Source organism: Vibrio sp. 10N.286.48.C11 (genome assembly GCF_041469805.1).
GTDB classification, from domain to species: domain Bacteria; phylum Pseudomonadota; class Gammaproteobacteria; order Enterobacterales; family Vibrionaceae; genus Vibrio; species Vibrio crassostreae_C.
Genome location: NZ_JBFRLK010000013.1, coordinates 98,703 through 120,041, shown reverse-complemented (window position 1 = coordinate 120,041; position 21,339 = coordinate 98,703). Strand labels below are relative to the sequence as shown.

Here is a 21,339-nt window from a genome sequence, read left to right as displayed (position 1 = left end):
ATAATGGGGATTAAAGATTGATTTTTTCGGCGGTTCAAAAACAAAAATGCTCACCGAAGTGAGCATTTTGACTGTTCTTAAACGAACGGATTATGACAAACCAAGTTTCTTCTCAAGGTAGTGGATGTTTGCACCACCGTGTTGGAAGTTTTCGTCGTTCATAATAGACAGTTGAAGCTCAGTATTAACGTTAATACCTTCAACAATCATTTCACCCAATGCGTTCTTCATACGAGCGATAGCAACATCACGGTTCTCACCGTAAGTGATCAGCTTACCAATCATTGAATCGTAGTGTGGTGGCACTGTGTAACCCGTGTAGATGTGAGATTCCCAACGTACGCCCATGCCGCCTGGTGCGTGGAAACGTTCAATCTTACCTGGTGAAGGTAGGAAACGAACTGGATCTTCAGCATTGATACGACATTCGATTGAGTGGCCACGCAGCTTAATGTCATCCTGAGTGAATGATAGAGGCTGACCAGCTGCAATACGTAGCTGTTCTTTCACTAGGTCGATACCCGTTACCATTTCAGTAATCGTGTGTTCAACCTGGATACGAGTGTTCATTTCGATGAAGTAGAATTCACCGTTCTCGTATAGGAATTCAAATGTACCTGCACCGCGGTAACCGATCTCAATACATGCACGAGTACAACGTTCGCCAATGTACTTACGCATCTCTTCAGTGATACCTGGAGCTGGCGCTTCTTCCACAACTTTCTGGTGACGACGTTGCATTGAACAGTCACGCTCACCTAGGTGGATAGCATTACCTTGGCCATCTGCAAGCACTTGTACTTCAATGTGACGTGGGTTTTCTAGGAATTTCTCCATGTAAACCATGTCGTTGTTGAAACATGCTTTTGCTTCAGCACGAGTCATCGCGATCGCTTCTGTTAATTCTGCTTCAGAACGAACAACACGCATACCACGACCGCCGCCGCCGCCAGATGCCTTGATGATAACTGGGAAGCCAATGCGTTTAGCGTGCGCTTTGTTTTTCACTTCATCATCATCAAGAGGGCCGTCAGAACCTGGTACACAAGGTACGCCAGCTTTCTTCATTGACGTGATAGCTGACACTTTGTCACCCATCATGCGAATGGTTTCAGCTTTAGGGCCAACGAAGATAAAGCCACTGCGCTCTACCTGTTCTGCAAAGTCTGCATTTTCAGATAGGAAGCCGTAGCCAGGGTGAACAGCTACTGCACCTGTAACTTCAGCTGCGCTGATGATACGAGGGATGTTTAGGTAGCTATCGATACCACGAGCTGGACCGATACAAATGGTTTCGTCTGCAAGCAGTACGTGCTTAAGGTCACGGTCAGCAGTTGAGTGAACCGCTACCGTTTTAATGCCAAGCTCTTTACATGCACGCAGAATACGTAGTGCAATCTCACCACGGTTCGCGATTACTAATTTATCTAACATAATGAGTGCTCTCTATTATTCGATAATTACTAGAGCTTGGTCGAATTCTACTGGTTGACCGTCTTCAACTAGGATAGCTGTTACAACACCAGATTTATCAGCTTCGATTTGGTTCATCATTTTCATTGCTTCAACGATACATAGCGTTTCGCCAGCAGTTACAGATTGACCAACTTTAACGAATGGTTTTGCGTCTGGGCTTGGAGCGCCGTAGAAAGTACCAACCATTGGAGAAAGAACTTGGTGACCAGCTGGAACTGCAGGAGCTGCTGCTTCTGCTGCTACAGGTGCCGCCGCAGGAGCTGCTGCCGCTACAGGTGCTGGAGCAGCTGCATATTGAACAGGTGCTACAGGTGCAGTGCTGTTACGACTGATTCGTACTGACTCTTCACCTTCAGAGATTTCTAGCTCAGAAATACCAGACTCTTCAACCAATTCGATTAGCTTTTTGATTTTGCGAATATCCATTGTTTCTTTCTCTTTATCTGTTAATTGAACTTACTCTATGACTGAGTAGGTTAGTAATAGTTCGTTGTTTATGTTTACTTTGAGTTGAGCTTGCTGAGCGCAGCGGTCAAAGCAAATTGATAACCTTGGGCACCTAAGCCACAAATCACACCTTCTGCTTTATCAGATAGGTAAGAGTGGTGACGGAATGGTTCACGCGCGTGAACATTCGATAGATGAACCTCAATAAATGGTATGGCAACGCCAAGTAGTGCATCACGCAGTGCCACACTGGTATGTGTAAAGGCTGCTGGGTTGATAATAATAAAATCAACATTTTGATAAGCACTATGGATAGCTTCAATCAGTTCGTACTCACGATTTGACTGTAAGTGAGATAGCTCAACATCGTGTGCTTTCGCTTGCTCGGTCAGTGAGCTAATAATCTGGTCAAGTGTTTGAGAACCGTAGTGTGCGGGCTCTCTAAGGCCTAACAGGTTAAGGTTTGGGCCATTTAAAACTAGAATGCGAAACTTTGTAGACATCGTGGGGCTATCTTCCTTTATCGTGTTTACGAACGTGAATGTTGCCATTTTATTGAAAATTTGCGGTTAATTTCCAGTGAGAAAAACCCAAATTTAAAAATTAGAACCAGATTATAGCTAATTCAGCGCAAATCGCAGCAATTTACTGGTCTAATCTCCTATTGATACAGCTTGGAATTGTTACCAACTTAACAAAAAAGCGTCTTAGCCTTAATTTGGGGCGGGATATTTGAGATCAAGATCAGCCATAAAAAAACCGCCACATAGGTGACGGTTTAGAAAGTGCTGTTTTAAACAGTGATTAGCTGCTGTGACTGGTTGCTTATGCCAGTTCTGCTTTCTCGGCAATCAGCTTATCAACCACACTTGGGTCGGCCAGTGTCGAGGTATCACCTAGGTTACCTGTATCGCCAGTCGCGATTTTACGCAGGATACGACGCATGATTTTACCCGAACGAGTTTTTGGTAGAGAGTCGGTCCAGTGCAGTACATCTGGCGTTGCAATTGGGCCAATCTCTTTACGTACCCAGTCTTTTACTTCTTTATGAAGCTCTGCGGTTGGGAACTCACCATCATTCAGCGTGATGTAAGCGTAAATCGCTTGGCCTTTAATATCATGAGGGATGCCCACAATCGCGGCTTCTGCAATCTTATCGAACGCGACTAGAGCCGATTCAATCTCAGCAGTACCCATACGGTGACCTGATACGTTAAGTACATCATCGACACGCCCCGTAATCCAGTAGTAACCGTCTTCATCACGACGAGCGCCGTCACTGGTGAAGTACATGCCTTTAAAGGTCGAGAAGTAAGTCTGTTCGAAGCGGTCATGATCGCCATGAACGGTACGCATTTGGCCTGGCCAAGAGTCAAGAATCACTAGGTTGCCGTCTGTTGCACCCTCAATGATGTTACCCATGTTATCAACCAGTGCCGGTTGCACACCGAAGAATGGACGAGTTGCAGAGCCCGGTTTCAGGTCTGTTGCGCCTGGTAGCGGTGCAATCAAGATACCGCCCGTTTCTGTTTGCCACCATGTATCAACAATTGGAGATTGCTCATTACCGATTGTTTTGTAGTACCACTCCCACGCCTCTGGGTTGATAGGTTCACCCACTGAGCCCATGATTCTTAGGCTGTCACGAGAAGTACCTTCAACGGCTTCATTGCCTTTCGCCATCAATGCACGAATAGCCGTTGGCGCCGTATAAAGAATATTAACTTGGTGCTTATCGACCACTTCGCTCATGCGGCTGGTGTTCGGGTAATTTGGCACGCCTTCAAACAGAATCGTTTTTGCGCCATTAGCAAGCGGTCCGTAAACAAGATATGTGTGACCGGTAATCCAACCCACATCGGCTGTACACCAGAAAGTCTCGCCTTCTTGGTAATCGAATACGTATTTGAAGGTCATCGCAGCATAAACAAGGTAGCCACCTGTGGTGTGCATAACGCCTTTAGGTTTACCTGTTGAGCCTGACGTATAAAGGATGAATAGTGGATCTTCTGCGTTCATCTCTTCTGGTGGGCAATCTGCAGATACATTAGCAATAGCATCGTGCCACCACACATCGCGATGTTCGTGCCATGCCACATCACCGCCAGTGCGTTTGAATACAACAACCTTCTCGATGTTTTTCACTTCAGGGTTCGTCAGTGCTTCATCGACATTCTTTTTCAGTGGAACAGCACGGCCGCCACGCACGCCTTCATCGGCAGTGATAACGACTTTAGAATTTGAATCGATAATACGACCAGACAGTGCTTCTGGTGAGAAACCACCAAATACGACTGTGTGAACCGCACCGATACGGGTACACGCCAGCATGGCTACTGCCGCTTCTGGCACCATTGGCATGTATAAACAAACCACATCACCTTTGCGCACGCCTTGCTCTTTTAGAGCATTCGAAAACAGGCACACTTCTTTATGCAGTTCATTAAAAGTTAGAGTTTTATCATCTGCCGGGTCATCGCCTTCCCAGATGATAGCGACTTCATCACCGCGCTCAGCAAGGTGGCGGTCGATACAGTTAGCCGAAACGTTAAGCGTGCCATCTTCAAACCAGCGAATATCAATGTGGCCAGGGTCGAAAGAGGTGTTTTTTACTTGTGTGAAAGGTTTGATCCAATCAACGATTTTTCCGTGTTCACCCCAAAAGCCTTCAGGGTCAGAAACAGATTGCTGGTACATGGCTAGGTAAGTGTCATTATCCGCGTGTGTGGTTGATTTAATATTTTCTTTTACCGGATAAACGTGGGCTTCACTCATTGCATCTCTCCTTGTGCCTACATTCCTAATGAACTGGCAACTTCCTTTGTGTTCAGTTTCTAGGTCTATTACAGAACCGTCTTTGTGTTATCACTCTCGGCTAGGACGGCGATTTCCACAATTAGACTTTAGGATGAGACGCTGCTTTTCACTTACAAAATAGCGAGTTAAGTTCAATTTTGAGATGTTGCTCTCTATGTGAAGCGACAGTGGTTGAATTAAGAATAAGAAGAGTTGAAACGGGGAAGGTCACCATGTTTCAGGCGCACAAAGATCAGCGCAGCGGAGATAGCGTCTTGTAATGCATCATGTTTATTGACCGGGATAGGTAAATCGAGTTGGCGACAGATGGCGTCCATACTGAGATCAAAATAGGCATTGGGCAGCTGTCTTTCGAGTTTGTCTTGATAGAGTTGGCTCACTTCGACTAATCGGTTAGGCAGTGGAAATCCAAGCTGTTTTAAACAGGCGCGGTCGAGAATTTTTTTATCATAGCGGATGTGATAGCCGACTAAAGGACGATTTCCAATGAAGTTCAGTAGCTCGATTAAAGCCTGTTTTTCTTCGATGCCGTGCTTTAGATCTTGATGACGGATACGGTGGATTTTTATTGAATTGCAATCGAGCGATTGGGGGGCGCGCAACCGGACTTCAAAAGGTTGGCTGGTAATGATTCGGTTACCGATGATCTTGGTCGCGGCAATGGTAACTAATTCTGCCTGATTGGGATCTAGGCTGGTGGTTTCACAATCGAGCGATACATATTCATGATCAATAGGCGCAGTAAACAGAGGCTGATAGAGGGAGCCTTTGAGCTTGTGATGCCAGTAATAGCGAACCAACCTATTCATCGTTCAATGCCTAATCCCGTATCTGATAGTGGTAGCCGAGCCATTGCTTGAATTTCTTCACCACGTGCAGGCTATGACGAAGCAGATCCCTGTCTGCTCGTTCCATCAGTTTGACGTTAATCTTGTTGCTGCTGTGCTGCTGAGAAAGCCTTTGGGCTAAGCGCCACTTAAAGAATTGCTTGAGTGCTTCACTGAGATTATCGGCAGTACTTTGCTCTAATACTATCTTGCTGACCAGCTGCTCAATGCGTTCGAAGGTGTTGTTGACCGTGACACCATGTTCTAGGCAAAGCGCTCTCACACCATGCACGATAGGGAAAATACCGCCTTGTTTGATATCGAGTCCGGACTTAGATTGCTTCACATTACCAAACAGGGTCAGGGGAACTGAGAAGTTCAGCGCCGGGCGGCAGAACTCCGTCAGAATCAATTCTTGTCCGAGCATTAAATCACTGAGGTGCTGCTTTACAGGTTTTAATAACTCTCTATTCCCCGCTACTGCGTGTGCATCTGCCATGATCGCGATATCCATCACGGTGTCTGGCGTGGCTTTTTTTACCCAATGGGTGAGGGTTTGTTTCCACTCTTGTTCTGAATGCACCCATTTCGGATTGTTGACCATTACGTTGCCCGGGCACAGTGGGTAACCCAATTGTTGAAGGGTATGGGTGAGGTCGTTCATGGCACTTTGGCATTGATGCCATTCCAAACCATCTTGAATAATCAGAGCGTTGTCTTGATCGGTTTTGAGAATTTGCTCTCCACGCCCCTCAGAACCCAACACGATTAGGCAGCAATGATTATGCAGTGCAGGTGGGATCACCAACTCAAAAGCCTTCTCTATGATCTGTTCGTTGACCGCAGAAATCAGCTCCATGATAAAGCGTGTGCGAATCCCATTACTGAGCAAGCTCTCGACCAGTTGACGTTGTTTGTTGGATGCCATTGCCAATTCTTCAACGCTGGTGGCGCGCGCAATACGCAAAGTAAGAACGTGGGAGTGTGTGGAGAATGCACTGAGAATCTGTGTCATATCCACCATGCCGACCGCATTTTTACCATCACAAACCATCAACCTTTTTACTCGATTTCTGGTCATGGTAATCATGGCGTTAAATAAGAAATCGCCTTGGTTCACGTGCATCACCGGAAACGTTGCGATCTCACCGACAGGCGCATCCAGTGTGAAATTATCGAGCATCACAGCATGCAATAAATTGGTTCGAGTGACGATTCCATACGGCAAGGAACATGATGATCCAAAAGCTTTTGGATCATTATGTTCCAAATGGACTAGGGCCGAGTCTAACCCTTGTTCTTTAAGGGTTTGAGTGACTTGGTTGATCGGTTGGTTTGGTTCAAGTATCAGTGGTGGGTGATAGATAGAGTCATCCACTTTGGTTAATATAAACTCGGCAAGATTCTGTTGCTGCTGGGCGGCTTCTATCAAAGCTTTTCGTGTTGATAGGTTGCTATCAAAGTAGGCAGCGAATTGGCCATTGGCGTGGTAAAGCTCAAGAAAAATATCGGTGGGCAGCAGATAACTTAATGTATCTTCGAGTGCGATATATCGGTGTTTGGTGTGGGGTTCAAACTGGCTGCGGACATCAAAAATATCGTCATTGGCATAGTGTGCGTAAATCTCACCATCACTGCTCGCGCGCTCTTCAACAGCTCCTTTGATCAAAATATGCAGGTGTCGGCTCGGCCTTTCAGCTTCCAGTATCACTTCTTGAGAGCGGTAATACACCACGTCTAATGAAGAGCGAAGCTTCAACTGTTCGGCGTCGGACAGGCTATCGAAGGGCGGGTGCTGCATATTAAATTTGTCAGGCATAAGCATCACAAGAAGAAATGGGAGTCTTTAATCAGTCTGACAAAATACCAGCGAAGCTCCAGACGACTTTAGTCTAAATGCGAGTATGAGTATTGATGAGCGTGAAATCTCTTGTTGAAATGCGATATCCAGACCCATTGAATATGGGAATACTATCCCAGTAATAATTCCCTTTTTCATCGTATGCGAGATAGGCATAATTGGTGCTGCCTTTTTCCGCACACTTTATAGGTCATTTATGTTTAGCCCTTCACCCTATGGCTGGATCTCTCAGTATTTTCTTGGTTTCTTTTTTGCGTATGGCGTGTATTTGCCATTTTGGGCGTTGTGGTTTGAAGACCAAGGCGTGTCTGCTGGTGATATTGGCGTATTGATTGGTATCGGCTTTGCGACTCGTTGTGTGGCCAACTTAGTGATTACGCCGCGTATCCATAAAGTGGAACACTTGATGCCAGCGCTACGCTGTTTGAGTTTCGCTGCGCTGCTGTTTGTCGGTTTCCACTTCTTCACCGGTGGCAGCTTTATACTGATGTTGTTGGCAACGGTACTGTTTAACCTCTGTTGTGGGCCGATCATTCCTCTTTCTGATGCGATGGCTAACCATTACAGTCGTTTGAAAATGCTCGACTACGGCCGAACTCGTCTTTGGGGATCAATTGCCTTTATCGCAGGTTCAACGGTTGTTGGCTATTTGGTGGCACAATTCGGCACTGACATGATTTTGTATACTGCGCTTGCCGGTGTGTTGCTGTCATTGATTCTTGCGATGAGAAACCCCAATGTGATGCCAGTAACACAATCTGAGCAACAAGCGGCGCGACCAAAACTAGGTGAACTGCTGCGTGAGTCGTCAGTGGTAAAGTTTTTAGCCTTGATGGCGCTGCTGCAAGGTAGTCATGCGGCTTACTACAGTTTTAGTGCGATTTATTGGAAAGAAGCGGGTCACTCAGAAGCTATCATCGGTTATTTGTGGAGTTTAGGTGTTGTTGCTGAAGTGGCCGTATTTGCTCTGAGTAAGCGATTATTCTCAGGCTGGTCACTGCGTACTTTGTTTGTCGTCGCGGCTATTGGGGTGATGGCGCGTTGGGGTATAACCGCATCAACCACGGCGATTTTTGCACTGGTGATGGTGCAGTTGCTGCACGGTGTGACATTTGCCATGGCACACATCGCCGCGATTCAATACATCCAATCTGAAGAACAAAACAAGATGGTTGCGCTACAAGCCCTGTATAACGCGATTCCATTAGGTGCCTTTATTGCACTGATGACCACCTTAAGTGGTTGGGGTTATGAGCTTTGGGGCGCAAATATCTTCTGGGGCATGGCTGCAATGGGTGCACTTGCTCTGTTCATTAAGTTGGATGAAAGAAGTTCAGTGGTTGAGATTAATCAATCAGATTCGGAACAGTCAGAATCTCACAGCAAATGCTGATAATTAGAGTCTAAAGCACAGAATTTAAGCGATGCGATTGAGTTAATCACCCATCCTTAGTTAAATGAAACCTCTCCCTTATGGAGAGGTTTTTTTATGGATGAAAAAAGGGTTTTCAATGCAAGGATGGATAGTAATTCCAGTCTCTTTAGCCTACTTGGGCGTGTTATTTCTGATCGCTTGGTATGGAGACAGGCAGGTTCGTTGGCTATCGCGTTGGCGCCCGTGGATCTATAGCCTTTCGATTGCCGTGTATTGTACCTCTTGGACCTTCTATGGAACGGTCGGGCAGGCGAGTAACAACCCTTGGTCTTTTTTACCCATTTACCTCGCCCCGATTCTAGTCTTTACACTAGGCTGGCGGATCTTGGCGCGGCTGATCCTGATTGCGAAGCGGGAACATATCACCTCCATTGCCGACTTTATCGCGGCTCGTTATGGAAAATCTCAGGGCTTAGCGGTGGCGGTGACGGTTATCGCCGTGGTTGGTATCCTTCCTTATATTGCTCTGCAACTGCGTGGTATTACCATGGGGTTGGATATTGTTGCACCCAACCTAGCGGCTGACTTCGGTTATCAGGACTATCATGTGTCTTGGTTTGTGGTCGGTGCTTTGGCTATTTTCACCATGCTGTTTGGTACAAGACACATTGATAACACAGAGCATCACCGTGGCATGATGATGGCGGTGGCGTTTGAATCCATCGTTAAGCTCGCGGCATTCCTGATCGTTGGCCTATTCATCATGTATCTGGCGATGAGCAGCGACAAGATCGACTTGCTTGATGTGGCGGCTTCCACCTACGAATCACCCAATATTCCGACCTTAATTATTCATACCGTTTTGACCATGTTGGCGATTGTCTGTCTGCCACGCCAGTTCCATACCATGGTGGTAGAGAACGAACGTCCTCAAGACCTGCATACCGCTCGCTGGTTGTTTCCGCTTTACCTGATTTTGATGGGACTGTTCGTGCTGCCAATTGCTTGGGCAGGACAAGGACTACTTACTGGTATGCCAGCGGATACCTATGTGATCAGTGTGCCAATGTCAGAAGGCGCTAATCACATTGCCTTGCTGGCTTTCCTTGGTGGTACGTCTGCGGCAAGTGGCATGGTGATAGTGTCGACCATCGCCTTGGCGATCATGGTGTCGAATGATTTAGTGATGCCATTGTTACTGCGCCGTATGCGCCTAACTCAAAGAACCCATCGACACTTTTCTGGCCTGCTATTGGTGATTCGCCGCGGGCTAATTTTACTGCTGTTACTGGGTGCTTGGCTGTTTTATCAGGCGCTCGATACCATCCATTCACTGTCAGCGATTGGCTTTCTTTCCTTTGCTGCGATTGCTCAATTCGCGCCAGCACTTATTGGTGGTTTGTACTGGCGCCCGGGTAACCGCAAGGGCGTGTATGTCGGCTTAATGGTGGGCTCGTTGATTTGGCTGATTACCTTGATGAGCCAAACCAGCATGTTGGCTGGCGACAGTGAAAGTAACCTTTTACTATGGATTATCACGCCGCCAGAACTGCTCAGTAGCTGGAATATCAGCAGTTCAAACTGGGGCATTGTGCTGAGTATTGTACTTAATACCTTGTGCTATGCCGTGGTTTCGATGACGACTCGCCCAAGCCTAAGTGAGCGCTTACAATCAGCAGCATTTGTTGGCACGCCGCTGCCTGAAAACGAGAATATCAGCCTTTACCAGAACCGAGTGACGGTCGCTGAATTAGAGATGCTGGCGTCGCGTTTTGTAGGCCGTAAGCGTGCCAAAAGTGCCTTACACAGCTATTGGCAACAACACGGTCAGCCGCTGCTTCCTAATCAACAAGCGCCTGCAAGTCTGATTCGACACGCAGAGCGCGTGCTCGCCGGAGTATTCGGTGCTTCGTCTGCTAAGTTAGTACTTACTTCCGCTTTACAGGGAAGAAACATGCAGCTTGAAGAAGTCGCGACCATCGTGGATGAAGCTTCGGAACTGTACGACTTCAGCCGTGGTTTACTGCAAGGCGCGATTGAACATATTGGCCAAGGCATCGCAGTAATCGACAAACAAATGAGGCTGGTGGCGTGGAATCAGCGCTATCTAGAATTGTTTGAGTTCCCTGCTGGTTTGATACAAGTGGGCAGGCCGATCTCCGATGTGATTCGCCATAATGCTCAGCAAGGTTTGTGTGGTCCGGGTGACCCTGAAGATCATGTGCGTCGCCGTGTTTATCATTTGGAGCAAGGCACTCGACATACCTCTTCTCGCATTCGTCCTGATGGTCGAGTGATTGAAGTGCAAGGTAACCCGATGCCAAGTGGTGGCTTTGTGATGAGCTTTACCGACATCACGGTATTCCGACAAGCAGAGCAAGCGCTAAAAGATGCCAACGAAAGTTTGGAATCGAGAGTGCATGAGCGAACTCAAGAACTCGAAAAACTGAACCATCGCTTGGTAAAAGCCACGCAGATTTCGGATCAAGAATCACAATCTAAGAGTCGTTTTCTAGCCGCGGTAAGCCACGATTTGATGCAGCCGCTCAATGCCGCGCGTCTATTTGCTTCGTCACTGTCTGAGGTGGCAAAAGAGCAAGAGGTGAAGCAATTGTCATCTCACATCGAGAGTGCACTTGGCGCCGCAGAAGATTTGATTGGTGACTTGCTGGATATCTCTCGATTGGAGTCCGGAAAGTTAGAAACCAACATTCACGCGATTGCCGTGCATGACGTATTAACCAATTTGAACGCGGAATTTAGCGCTCTAGCGAGACAACAGAAAATTGAGTTTAAGATGATTCCGTCGTCATTGTTCATTCATTCAGACCCTAAGCTGTTGAGGCGTGTGATTCAGAACTTTTTGACCAATGCGTTCCGCTATAACCCGGAAGGGAAAGTGGTACTGGGTGCGAGAAGAGTGAATGGACAGGTTCGAATTGATGTGTGGGATAATGGAACCGGTATCGATGAAGACAAGCAACAAGAAATCTTTGAAGAGTTTACTCGTGGCAGCCAAGTACGAGCCGATCAAGGATTGGGGTTAGGGCTGGCTATCTCGAAAGGTATTGCTCATGTGCTTGGCCATCAAATTTCGATGCGCTCATGGCCGGGGCAAGGCAGTGTCTTTTCCATCACCTTAGCTAGAGCGGAAAAAGTGGCTCCAGTTGTGCAAGCTTCGACGCCAATGGCGACCAGCGACATCGAACATCTCAAGATATTGTGTGTCGATAATGAACGAGAAATCTTAGTCGGTATGGAAAACCTGATCGGACGTTGGGGCTGTGAGGTTAAGACGGCGGTTGATTTGGTCGAAAGCTTGCAGTGCCTAGATGAGGGTTGGCTACCTGATGTGATTTTCTCTGATTACCGTTTAGATAATGGCAGAACGGGTCTCGAAGTCCTGCAGCAGTGTCGCTTGCGCCTTGGAGATTCTTTTGAAGGTGTCATCATCAGTGCCGATAGAACCGATGACATGTTGGCAGCGATAAAGGCCAACAGCTTTAGCTTTATTGCCAAGCCAGTGAAACCACTTAAGTTAAGAGCGGTCTTGAATCGAGTGAGCTAGTTTGGGTTAACAGGCTCGGATTAGTACGTTCGTGAGCGGATAGTGAAAAGGCCTCAGATGAGGCCTTTTTGTCTCTGTTTTTTTTGCGAACGCCGATTCGCTTGTTAATTCAATAACTAACCAGCAATGCCACCTTGTGTCAGTGTGGTTGGATCAAGCAGTTTACTGAGCTCTTCTCGGCTAAGATCGGTTTCTCTTTCTGCGACATCCAGAATTGGTAAGCCTTCTTTGTAAGCTTTCTTGGCAATATCAGCCGCCTTCAAGTAGCCAATCACAGGGTTAAGTGCGGTCACTAGGATTGGGTTCTTTGACAGTGCCAAATCGAGATTGTCTTGGCGTACCGTGAAGGTCGCGATGGCTTTGTCCGCTAAAGCGACTGAGCTGTTTGCCAATAACTCAATACTTTCCAACACGTTATGAGCAATCACTGGCAGCATCACATTAAGTTGGAAGTTACCTGATTGTCCGGCTACGGTAATGGTGGTGTCGTTGCCAATGACTTGCGCCGCCGCCATAGCTGCAGCTTCAGGAATCACAGGATTTACCTTGCCAGGCATGATCGATGAGCCTGGTTGTAGAGCCTGTAATTCAATTTCCCCTAAGCCAGCCAACGGCCCAGAGTTCATCCAGCGAAGATCGTTTGAGATCTTCATGATCGCAACTGCTGCCGTTTTGAGCTGACCTGACAGCGCAACGATCGCGTCTTGACTGCTGAGGCTAAAAAAGAAGTTTTCACTCGAGCTAAAACTGATCTTTGTCGATTGAGACAGGTTACTCGCAAACTTATCGGCAAAGCGTGGGTCAGCATTGATCCCTGTTCCAACCGCAGTACCACCTTGTGCTAAAGCCTTGATAGCGGGCAGGGTGTTCTCTATTGCTTGCTTAGCGTGTTCTATCTGAAATTTCCAACCACCTAGCTCTTGAGCAAAGGTCATTGGCATCGCATCCATTAGATGAGTGCGGCCGGTCTTCACGACCTCCGCAAGTTCCTGTTGTTTGATGGTGAGTGCTTCAGAAAGGTGAGTTAATGCAGGTAATAGCTTATTTTCAGCCATCAAAGCAACGCTCACTTGAATTGCGGTTGGCACCACATCGTTACTGCTTTGGCCCATGTTGACGTGATCATTGGGGTTCACGTCGCCTTGCAAGCTTCTTGAGGCAAGCGTAGCAATCACTTCATTGGCATTCATGTTGGAACTGGTACCTGAACCGGTTTGGTAGACATCGATAGGGAATTGATCGAGGTGTTTACCCTCAATGATCTCTTGGCTGGCTTCGGCTATCGCGTTGGCAATATCACCTTCCAGTAGACCTAACTGAGCATTGGTATCTGCCGCTGCCTGTTTAATTAACGCCAGTGCTTGAATAAAACTGGTCGGCATCTTGTGAGAGCTAAACGCGAAGTTATACGCTGCACGCTGAGTTTGTGCTTGGTATAGCGCATCGGCAGGGACTTTCACTTCGCCCATGCTGTCTTTTTCAATCCGAAATTGTAGGGTCATGTTCTATCCTTGTTAGCCAAGTGGGGCTTGGACTTGTTGTAGTGTTTGGCTGAGATTCAAAAAACGCGCTTGGCCTTGAGGTTGCTGGCAGTAGTGGCGCTTCAAATAAAATAGTGGTGAGTGAATAGAGTCTAGGCAGATATGACGAAAGGCGAAACTGCGCTGAGGAGACTCAATCGCTTCAATCAAATGAAAGAAAACTTGGCGTAGATACAGCTCGCACAACAAGATGTTTTCTTGAGCGGCATGCTTTTCATAGTAAGCCGAAAGCGTCAGTGCACACTCGATATACTCTCGAATTACAAACGGCTCATGGCCTTGAACTTGTTCTAATGAAGCAAAGCGATCCTGTGCTTTGTAAAATCTCGAATAGAGAACCTGCTGCTCTTTCATCATCATCTGCATCTCTTTATTGGATGTTAATGATAATTATTATCAAATAAAATTTTAAAAACAACCCTTTGTTTATCTTTTTATAAAGTGAGCAGAAAAAGAAAAAGCCGATACACGAAGTATCGGCTTTCTGGAGTCAGTACCTAATCCCTACAATGTAAGTACTGATTCATTTTTTGCTAAACATCTTTGTTTAATGGTCGTGCTTAGTGGTCGTGAGCTTCACCTGCACCTTTCGGGTAACGGATGTTCTCAACCATATCTTGTACATCTTGTGGTACTTCAGCAGTTACTTTGTTTACAGCAATCGATACTACGAAGTTTAGACACATACCTAGCGTACCGATGCCTTCTGGGCTGATACCAAACCACCAGTTTTCAGGTGTGCTTGCTGCTGGGTTAATGAACTTGAAGTAGATGATGTAGCTTGCTGTGAAGGCAATACCTGACAACATACCTGCAATTGCGCCTTCCTTGTTCATCTTCTTGTAGAAGATACCTAGGATAATCGCTGGGAAGAAGGATGCTGCGGCTAAGCCGAAGGCAAACGCTACTACCTGTGCTACAAAGCCTGGTGGGTTAATACCTAAGTAACCGGCACCGACAATCGCGACCATGGCTGCCAGACGAGCGGCTAACAGCTCCTGCTTGTCGGTCATGTTTGGTCTGAAGCCTTTCTTCAACAAGTCATGTGAAATCGACGTTGAGATGACCAATAGTAGACCCGCGGCTGTTGATAGTGCGGCTGCTAGGCCACCGGCTGCAAGCAGTGCTACAACCCAGTTTGGTAGTTTCGCTAGCTCTGGAGAAGCCAGTACGATGATGTCACGGTTAATCTTCATCTCGTTGCGCTCATCGCCCGAGTAGAACATTTTGCCATCGCCGTTCTTATCTTCCCAACCTACTAGGCCAGTGCTTTCCCAGTTTTTGTACCAGCTTGGTGCGTCCGCTGCAGCGACACCTTGCATGTCAGGGCCGTTGATTGTTTCGATCATGTTTACACGAGCGAATGCTGCAACGCCTGGTGCTGTTGTGTATAGCAATGAGATGAACAGTAGTGCCCAACCCGCTGAGATACGAGCATCACGTACTTTTGGTACCGTGAAGAAACGAATGATTACGTGTGGAAGACCCGCAGTACCGACCATTAGAGCCGCACAGATGAAGAATACATCTACCATGCTCTTGTTACCTTCGGTATAGGCGGTAAATCCGAGTTCTTCGGTCAGTCCATCCAGTTTATCAAGAAGGTAAACATCTGTGCCTGATAGCGTAGAGCCCATACCAACTTGTGGAAGTGGGTTACCTGTCATCATGATTGAGGTAAAGATTGCTGGAACAAGGAAGGCGAAAATGAGGACACAGAATTGAGCTACCTGCGTATAAGTGATGCCTTTCATGCCACCTAGTACTGCGTAGAAGAACACAATACCCATACCAATGATGATGCCTAGGTTAATATCAACTTCTAGGAAACGAGAGAATACAACGCCCACACCACGCATCTGGCCTGCAACGTACGTAAACGATACGAAGATTGCACAGAATACCGCTACCATACGTGCCGTTTTCGAGTAGTAACGCTCACCGATGAAATCAGGAACCGTAAACTGACCGAACTTACGTAGGTAAGGTGCTAAACATAGCGCAAGTAGTACATAACCACCTGTCCAACCCATTAGGTAAACCGCACCGTCGTAACCAACGAATGAGATGATACCTGCCATTGAGATGAATGATGCTGCCGACATCCAGTCAGCAGCGGTCGCCATGCCGTTTGCTACTGGGTGTACACCACCGCCAGCAACGTAGAACTCACTAGTAGACCCTGCACGAGCCCAGATTGCGATGCCGATATATACCGCGAAAGTAATACCGACGAGAATAAACGTCCAAGTTTGAATATCCATGTTCTAGCCTCTAGTCTTCCTGTACGTTGTATTTTTTGTCGAGCGCATTCATGCGGACAACGTAAATAAATATCAGCGCCACGAAGGTGTATATCGAACCTTGCTGAGCGAACCAAAATCCTAGCTTGAACCCGCCAAACTGAACGGTATTGAGGGCATCCACAAATAAGATGCCAGCGCCGTAAGACACCGCAAACCAGACCGCGAGCAGTGTTCCCATAATTCCCAAGTTTTCCTTCCAGTAGGCTTGAGCATGTTCCGTAGATTCGAACGCCATTGCCTTCTCCTTTATTCCGTTTTCGTAGAAACTGTTTTTGTGAAACCGTTTTGTAAAATAGCGTGTTAACGTAATGTTACGATTTAGAATGTAGCAAGGATAAGTCAAGGGATCTGTGCAACTTTAGTCGGGATGGTATTAGCGCTAATGTACTGAAATATGGGAGCTAGGAGACATAACCATAGAAAAATGTGATGTTACAATGTTGTTAAATTAGCCAAAGGTCTAACAAAAAGGGATGAATTAGACTGCGAGTCATAAAATTTAACAACTAAATGACCGAGAAACGGTATTTAGCCCTGCGTATGACACGAAGGGAAACATAAGTTTGTTATAGTAACTAAAGCACTTTCATCGACCGTGCCATGCTTAGCGGCAGAAGATCAACATGCTTATATCTTGAGTTTTATTCTTTGGGGGAACGAATTGGACGCAATAACTATCAACCACTTATTTTTAACTGGTGCGGTGCTCATCGCCATCAGTGTGCTTTTCTCACAAGTGTCCTCACGATTGGGCGTTCCTATTCTTTTGATCTTTTTGTTCGTTGGTATGTTAGCGGGTGAAGATGGACCCGGTAATATTCATTTCGATGATTACTCACTGACCTACTTGGTGAGTAACCTTGCGCTTGCCGTGATTCTGTTGGATGGCGGTATGCGAACCAAGGTGGCGAGCTTCAAGGTCGCTTTCTGGCCTTCGCTCTCGCTGGCGACGATAGGTGTCGCATGTACAGCAACCTTAACCGGATTAATGGCGGCTTGGCTGTTTGACTTGTCATTAATGCAGGGCATCTTGGTCGGGGCGATTGTTGGTTCAACCGATGCGGCAGCGGTATTCTCTTTGCTGAAAGGACAGAGTCTCAATGAGCGTGTTGGTTCAACCCTAGAGATCGAATCGGGCACTAACGACCCAATGGCGGTCTTCCTGACGGTGACCTTAATTGCGCTGTTAGGTAACCCTGACGCTGAGATGGGGATGAACTTCCTACTGCAAAGTTTTGCGATGCAGTTTGGTATCGGTACTCTTGTTGGTATTGGCGGCGGCTGGGTTCTATGGAGCTTAATCAATCGAGTACAATTGGCTGATGGCCTTTATTCCATTCTGGTACTCAGTGGGGGCGTGGCTCTGTTTGCGCTCTCTAACATGCTTGGCGGCAGCGGCATCTTATCGATTTACCTAGTGGGCTTGTTCATTGGTAATCGTCCGACGCGCTCGCGACACTCGATTCTTAATGTTCTTGATGGCATGACGTGGCTAAGCCAGATCGTGATGTTCTTGGTATTGGGTTTATTGGTGACGCCATCAACGTTGATGGACATTGCTCTGCCTGCGCTGGCACTGGCCTTCGGTATGATTTTGTTTGCTCGTCCGCTGTCGGTTTGGTTGGGTTTGCTGCCGTTCAGAAGCTTTACCACCAAGGAACGTTGGTTTGTTTCTTGGGTCGGTCTACGCGGCGCGGTACCGATCATTCTGGCGGTGTTCCCGATGATGGCTGGCCTGCCTAATGCTCAGCTTTACTTCAACATCGCGTTCTTCGTGGTTATGGTGTCGCTGATTGTTCAAGGCGGCAGCTTGATGAAAGTCGCGAGATTGGCTCAAGTGACGCTACCTCCAACGCCGACACCGATTTCTCGTACTGGCATTGAAATTTACCCTGCTAGTGAGTGGGAGATGTTTGTCTACAAGCTGAAAGAAGAGAAGTGGTGTGTGGGCGAACCACTAAAGCGTTTGTCTATGCCGGAAGGAACGCGAATTACTGCACTGTTTAGAAAGGATGCCTTGCTTCACCCATCAGGCAGCACCGTGTTAGAGGCGAACGATATCTTATGTGTGCTTGGTCAAGACAAAGATTTGGACAGCTTAAGTTCGTTGTTCAGTGAGGCGCCTCTAGCAGAAGAGGCGGCACGATTCTTTGGTGACTTCTTCTTGGATGTTGAGCTATCAGTTGCGGCAGTGAGTGATTGTTATGGTATTGAACTTGGCTCGGAAGAAGAGCGAGAAATGACGCTAAAACAATTGGTTGCTCAAGAGCTTGGCGCACACTCTGTATTGGGTGATAGCTTTGAGTGGCATGACATCACTTGGGTGGTTGCAGAGATAGATGATCATAAAGTCGTCAGGTTGGGTTTATGTTTACCTAAGACGACTTTAGAAGAGGATATCAGTGAAGCTTAATTGTGGACTTCTTGTAGCAAGATAACCGCTTGAGTACGATTTTTCACATCCAGTTTACGGAAGATGGCCGTCATATGTGCTTTGATGGTCGCTTCCGAAACATTCAATTCATACGCGATTTGCTTGTTAAGCAAGCCGTCAGAAAGCATCCCTAATACCTTGTATTGCTGAGGCGTCAGTGTGGAAATCTTTTCTGCAAGGTCGCTACACGCTGCATTATTGGTGATAAGCCCTTCAGGGAAGAACGGGTCGCCATTCAGCACTTGATTCAGTGCACTCACCAACTCACGCATATCACTCGACTTAGGAATAAAGCCAAACGCACCGTGGCTCTTCACCTGAGTGACCACGCTGGCATCTTCACTGGCAGAAACCACCACAATCGGTAGATCTGGGTATTCAGCGCGCAGTTGAATTAAGCCTGACATGCCATTGGCGCCCGGCATTTTCAGATCGAGCAGTAATAGATCCGGCTCGCCTTCTTTCTTTAGCAGAGTCAGTAAGGCATCGAGAGAATCGGCCTCAAGCAGGTTCGCACCACTGATCGCCATATGAACTGACTGAAACAGGGCGTTGCGAAAGAGAGGGTGGTCATCAGCAATGATGATGGTATAGGTCGAGTCCATGACGTTCATACTTTTAACAATTTAGTTAATATTTATTATCATCCTGATTGAGTATGTGGACAATATCTATGCATTAAAAGTCTGAACCATATCGACTTTTATCCCCGGAATAAGAAAGCGTTACTCTGAATAGCAAAAAAGCCGCACTGCCATCTCGTTACGGAGGGGCGGTGCGGCTTTCGATTCGGCTTATATTTTAGTGAATATTGCCGTTATAGCTGGTGGTTTTGCATGTGTTTTAAGAATACATCAGCAGGCATAAAACCGGTTACACGAGCATTTGGAACATGGTTACCCTCGCCATCCCAGAACTCAATCGTCGGTAAGCCAAGTACCTGTAATTGTTTAAGCAGTTCAATGTCTTGAGGCATGTTTCTCGTTACATCGGCTTGTAGCAGTACAAAGTCAGAAAGCTTGTTTTCCACATCAGCTTGATGGAAGGTGTACTTCTCGAACTCTTTACACGCCACACACCAATCGGCGTAGAAGTCGAGCATCACAGGCTTACCGAGTTTCTTCGCTTCGATGAGCTGGATTTCTAGCTCTTCAACCGTGTTGATGCGTGCAAATTGGATGTGCTGTTGTTCTACCGTTACGCTCTTCTCCGCAAACCAATAGTTCAATGCAGGCTGTGCCGAAGCAAACAAGCCAAGCATCGCGATGATGCCTACCGCACTCTGCTTCCAGCCGCCGAATGGCAGTGCATTCTTGCTATGGTACAGCCAACCAAAGGCGATGAAGCCAAGGCCAGACCAAAGCACGGTTGCCCACAATTCAGGAATGATGCGCTCTAGCAGGAAGATAGGTGCTGCCAGCAAGATAAAGCCGAATACGATCTTCACCTTGTCCATCCAGCTGCCCGCTTTAGGCAATAGCTTATTACCAAATACCGCAACTAAAATCAGCGGAATACCCATACCCATGGCTAATGCATACAGAGCAATCGCACCGGTAAATAGGTCGCCACTCTGAGCCACATACAGCAGCGCGCCTGACAATGGCGCCGTGGTACAAGGTGAACACACCAAGCCAGAGATAGCGCCCATTGCGAATACGCCCAAGGTATTGCCACCTTGCTGCTTATTGCTTTGATTGTTGAGCCAAGTTTGAATGCTGCTTGGCAGTTGCAGGTTATAAACGCCAAACATCGACATTGCCAACGCCACGAACAGAACACTCAGCGCGATCAGCACGTAAGGGTGCTGCATAGCGGCTTGGAACTGCATGCCTGCTGAAGCAACCACTAAACCTAATAAGGTGTAGGTTAACGCCATGCCTTGCACGTAAATAAAGGACAGCATCAGCGCGCGACCTTGGCTGAGTTTGCCACCACCTAAAACGATACCCGTTAGAATCGGATACATAGGCAGCACACACGGCGTAAAGGCTAAACCAACACCGAGTGCTAAGAATAATAGAGGGGTCCACCAACTGTCACCGAGCTTATCGGCTAAGCCTGCTTCTTTTGAAACAGGGGCATTTGGCTGTTGAGTCGTGTTACTTACAACGTCTGCTTTCGGAGATGTTGGTTGCGTAGAAACATCGGTTTCGTTGCCAGCAGAAGATGAAGCTTGTGAGTCACTACCTTGCGAACTAGCAGAACCTGTTGCTGTGAAAGGTTCAATGTCGATGATACGAGTCTCTGGTGGGTAGCAGAACCCTGCGTCCGCACAGCCTTGATACTTAACGATCAGCTGTGAGCCATCTTGGTAACTCTGCAGAGGAACTTGCACGAATAACGGCTGAGTATAAATGCTCACCTCACCGAAGAATTCATCTTGGTGCGGCTTACCATCTTCTAATTCAACATTACCGATAGCGAGATTTTGCCCGGTGAACGAGAGGCTATGTTGATAGAGGTAGTAGCCCTCTTTTACTTGCCAGTCGAGAAGGACTTTGTCGTCTTGCTGGTAGTAATTGAAAGGGAAAGCTTGGTCTACAGGGACAAAACCATTGTTATTGCCTCCGAAGCTTGGCTCGGCGTTGTCGTTCCCAAATAGCGCCCACGCAGGCTGGGTGAATAGGGAAACACAAACAAAAAGTAATGTGGCAAGTCGTCGCATACTATTTAGTCATCAAAAT

Annotated in this window: 15 protein-coding genes; 3 read left to right on the top strand and 12 right to left on the bottom strand. The window is 47.1% G+C overall.

Translation table 11 applies throughout. The features are described 5' to 3' along the window. Positions 1-90: 90 nt before the first annotated feature. The 6 genes from accC to AB4209_RS04920 all read right to left on the bottom strand — a co-directional run bounded on the left by accC (position 91) and on the right by AB4209_RS04920 (position 7,392). Complete coding sequence (accC, locus tag AB4209_RS04945) at positions 91-1,434, bottom strand: acetyl-CoA carboxylase biotin carboxylase subunit (protein ID WP_102429029.1); 1,344 nt, start codon at positions 1,432-1,434, stop codon at positions 91-93. A gap of 15 nt (positions 1,435-1,449) precedes the next feature. Beyond that, complete coding sequence (gene accB / locus AB4209_RS04940; protein ID WP_017062707.1) at positions 1,450-1,902, bottom strand: acetyl-CoA carboxylase biotin carboxyl carrier protein; 453 nt, start codon at positions 1,900-1,902, stop codon at positions 1,450-1,452. Between the two features lie 74 nt (positions 1,903-1,976). Further along, positions 1,977-2,426 (bottom strand): type II 3-dehydroquinate dehydratase, encoded by a 450-nt coding sequence (aroQ, locus tag AB4209_RS04935; RefSeq protein ID WP_010435475.1) that lies wholly within the window; start codon positions 2,424-2,426, stop codon positions 1,977-1,979. A 322-nt stretch (positions 2,427-2,748) separates the two neighbouring features. Beyond that, positions 2,749-4,698, bottom strand: a complete 1,950-nt coding sequence (gene acs, locus AB4209_RS04930) for an acetate--CoA ligase (protein ID WP_009844693.1) — start codon at positions 4,696-4,698, stop codon at positions 2,749-2,751. Between the two features lie 218 nt (positions 4,699-4,916). Beyond that, positions 4,917-5,549, bottom strand: coding sequence for a 3'-5' exonuclease (locus AB4209_RS04925; protein WP_017062708.1), 633 nt, complete (start codon positions 5,547-5,549; stop codon positions 4,917-4,919). A 10-nt stretch (positions 5,550-5,559) separates the two neighbouring features. Next, positions 5,560-7,392 (bottom strand): DUF294 nucleotidyltransferase-like domain-containing protein, encoded by a 1,833-nt coding sequence (locus AB4209_RS04920; RefSeq protein ID WP_372055028.1) that lies wholly within the window; start codon positions 7,390-7,392, stop codon positions 5,560-5,562. A gap of 232 nt (positions 7,393-7,624) precedes the next feature. Between AB4209_RS04920 and AB4209_RS04915 the strand changes: the two genes are divergently transcribed. Then, a complete protein-coding gene (locus AB4209_RS04915; RefSeq protein WP_017062710.1) occupies positions 7,625-8,821 on the top strand; it encodes a 3-phenylpropionate MFS transporter in 1,197 nt (398 codons plus the stop codon). Between the two features lie 118 nt (positions 8,822-8,939). After that, positions 8,940-12,371, top strand: a complete 3,432-nt coding sequence (locus AB4209_RS04910; RefSeq protein ID WP_372055022.1) for a PAS-domain containing protein — start codon at positions 8,940-8,942, stop codon at positions 12,369-12,371. A gap of 116 nt (positions 12,372-12,487) precedes the next feature. Here the strand turns inward: AB4209_RS04910 and AB4209_RS04905 are convergent, their stop codons facing one another. From AB4209_RS04905 to AB4209_RS04890, 4 genes are all read right to left on the bottom strand, one after another. Beyond that, positions 12,488-13,873 carry a class II fumarate hydratase gene (locus AB4209_RS04905; protein ID WP_372055020.1) on the bottom strand — a complete coding sequence of 462 codons (1,386 nt, stop codon included), beginning with the start codon at positions 13,871-13,873 and terminating at the stop codon, positions 12,488-12,490. A 12-nt stretch (positions 13,874-13,885) separates the two neighbouring features. Further along, complete coding sequence (locus AB4209_RS04900) at positions 13,886-14,272, bottom strand: hypothetical protein (RefSeq protein ID WP_017062714.1); 387 nt, start codon at positions 14,270-14,272, stop codon at positions 13,886-13,888. 200 nt (positions 14,273-14,472) lie between these two features. Next, on the bottom strand, positions 14,473-16,176 hold the full coding sequence (locus AB4209_RS04895; protein ID WP_017062715.1) for a sodium:solute symporter family protein: 1,704 nt from the start codon (positions 16,174-16,176) through the stop codon (positions 14,473-14,475). Positions 16,177-16,186: 10 nt separating this feature from the next. After that, positions 16,187-16,453: a DUF4212 domain-containing protein gene (locus AB4209_RS04890; protein WP_010435433.1), complete on the bottom strand. Its 267-nt coding sequence runs from the start codon at positions 16,451-16,453 to the stop codon at positions 16,187-16,189. Positions 16,454-16,879: 426 nt separating this feature from the next. Between AB4209_RS04890 and AB4209_RS04885 the strand changes: the two genes are divergently transcribed. Continuing rightward, positions 16,880-18,631, top strand: coding sequence for a potassium/proton antiporter (locus AB4209_RS04885; RefSeq protein ID WP_372055018.1), 1,752 nt, complete (start codon positions 16,880-16,882; stop codon positions 18,629-18,631). On the opposite strand, the gene AB4209_RS04880 is transcribed toward AB4209_RS04885, so the two are convergent. Both AB4209_RS04880 and AB4209_RS04875 read right to left on the bottom strand, forming a co-directional pair. Beyond that, the gene (locus AB4209_RS04880) at positions 18,628-19,257 is read right to left on the bottom strand and encodes a response regulator transcription factor (protein ID WP_017062717.1); all 630 of its coding nucleotides are present in this window, start codon (positions 19,255-19,257) and stop codon (positions 18,628-18,630) included. The genes AB4209_RS04885 and AB4209_RS04880 overlap by 4 nt on opposite strands. 212 nt (positions 19,258-19,469) lie before the next feature. Next, positions 19,470-21,320, bottom strand: coding sequence for a protein-disulfide reductase DsbD (locus AB4209_RS04875; protein WP_102320307.1), 1,851 nt, complete (start codon positions 21,318-21,320; stop codon positions 19,470-19,472). Positions 21,321-21,339: the final 19 nt, after the last annotated feature.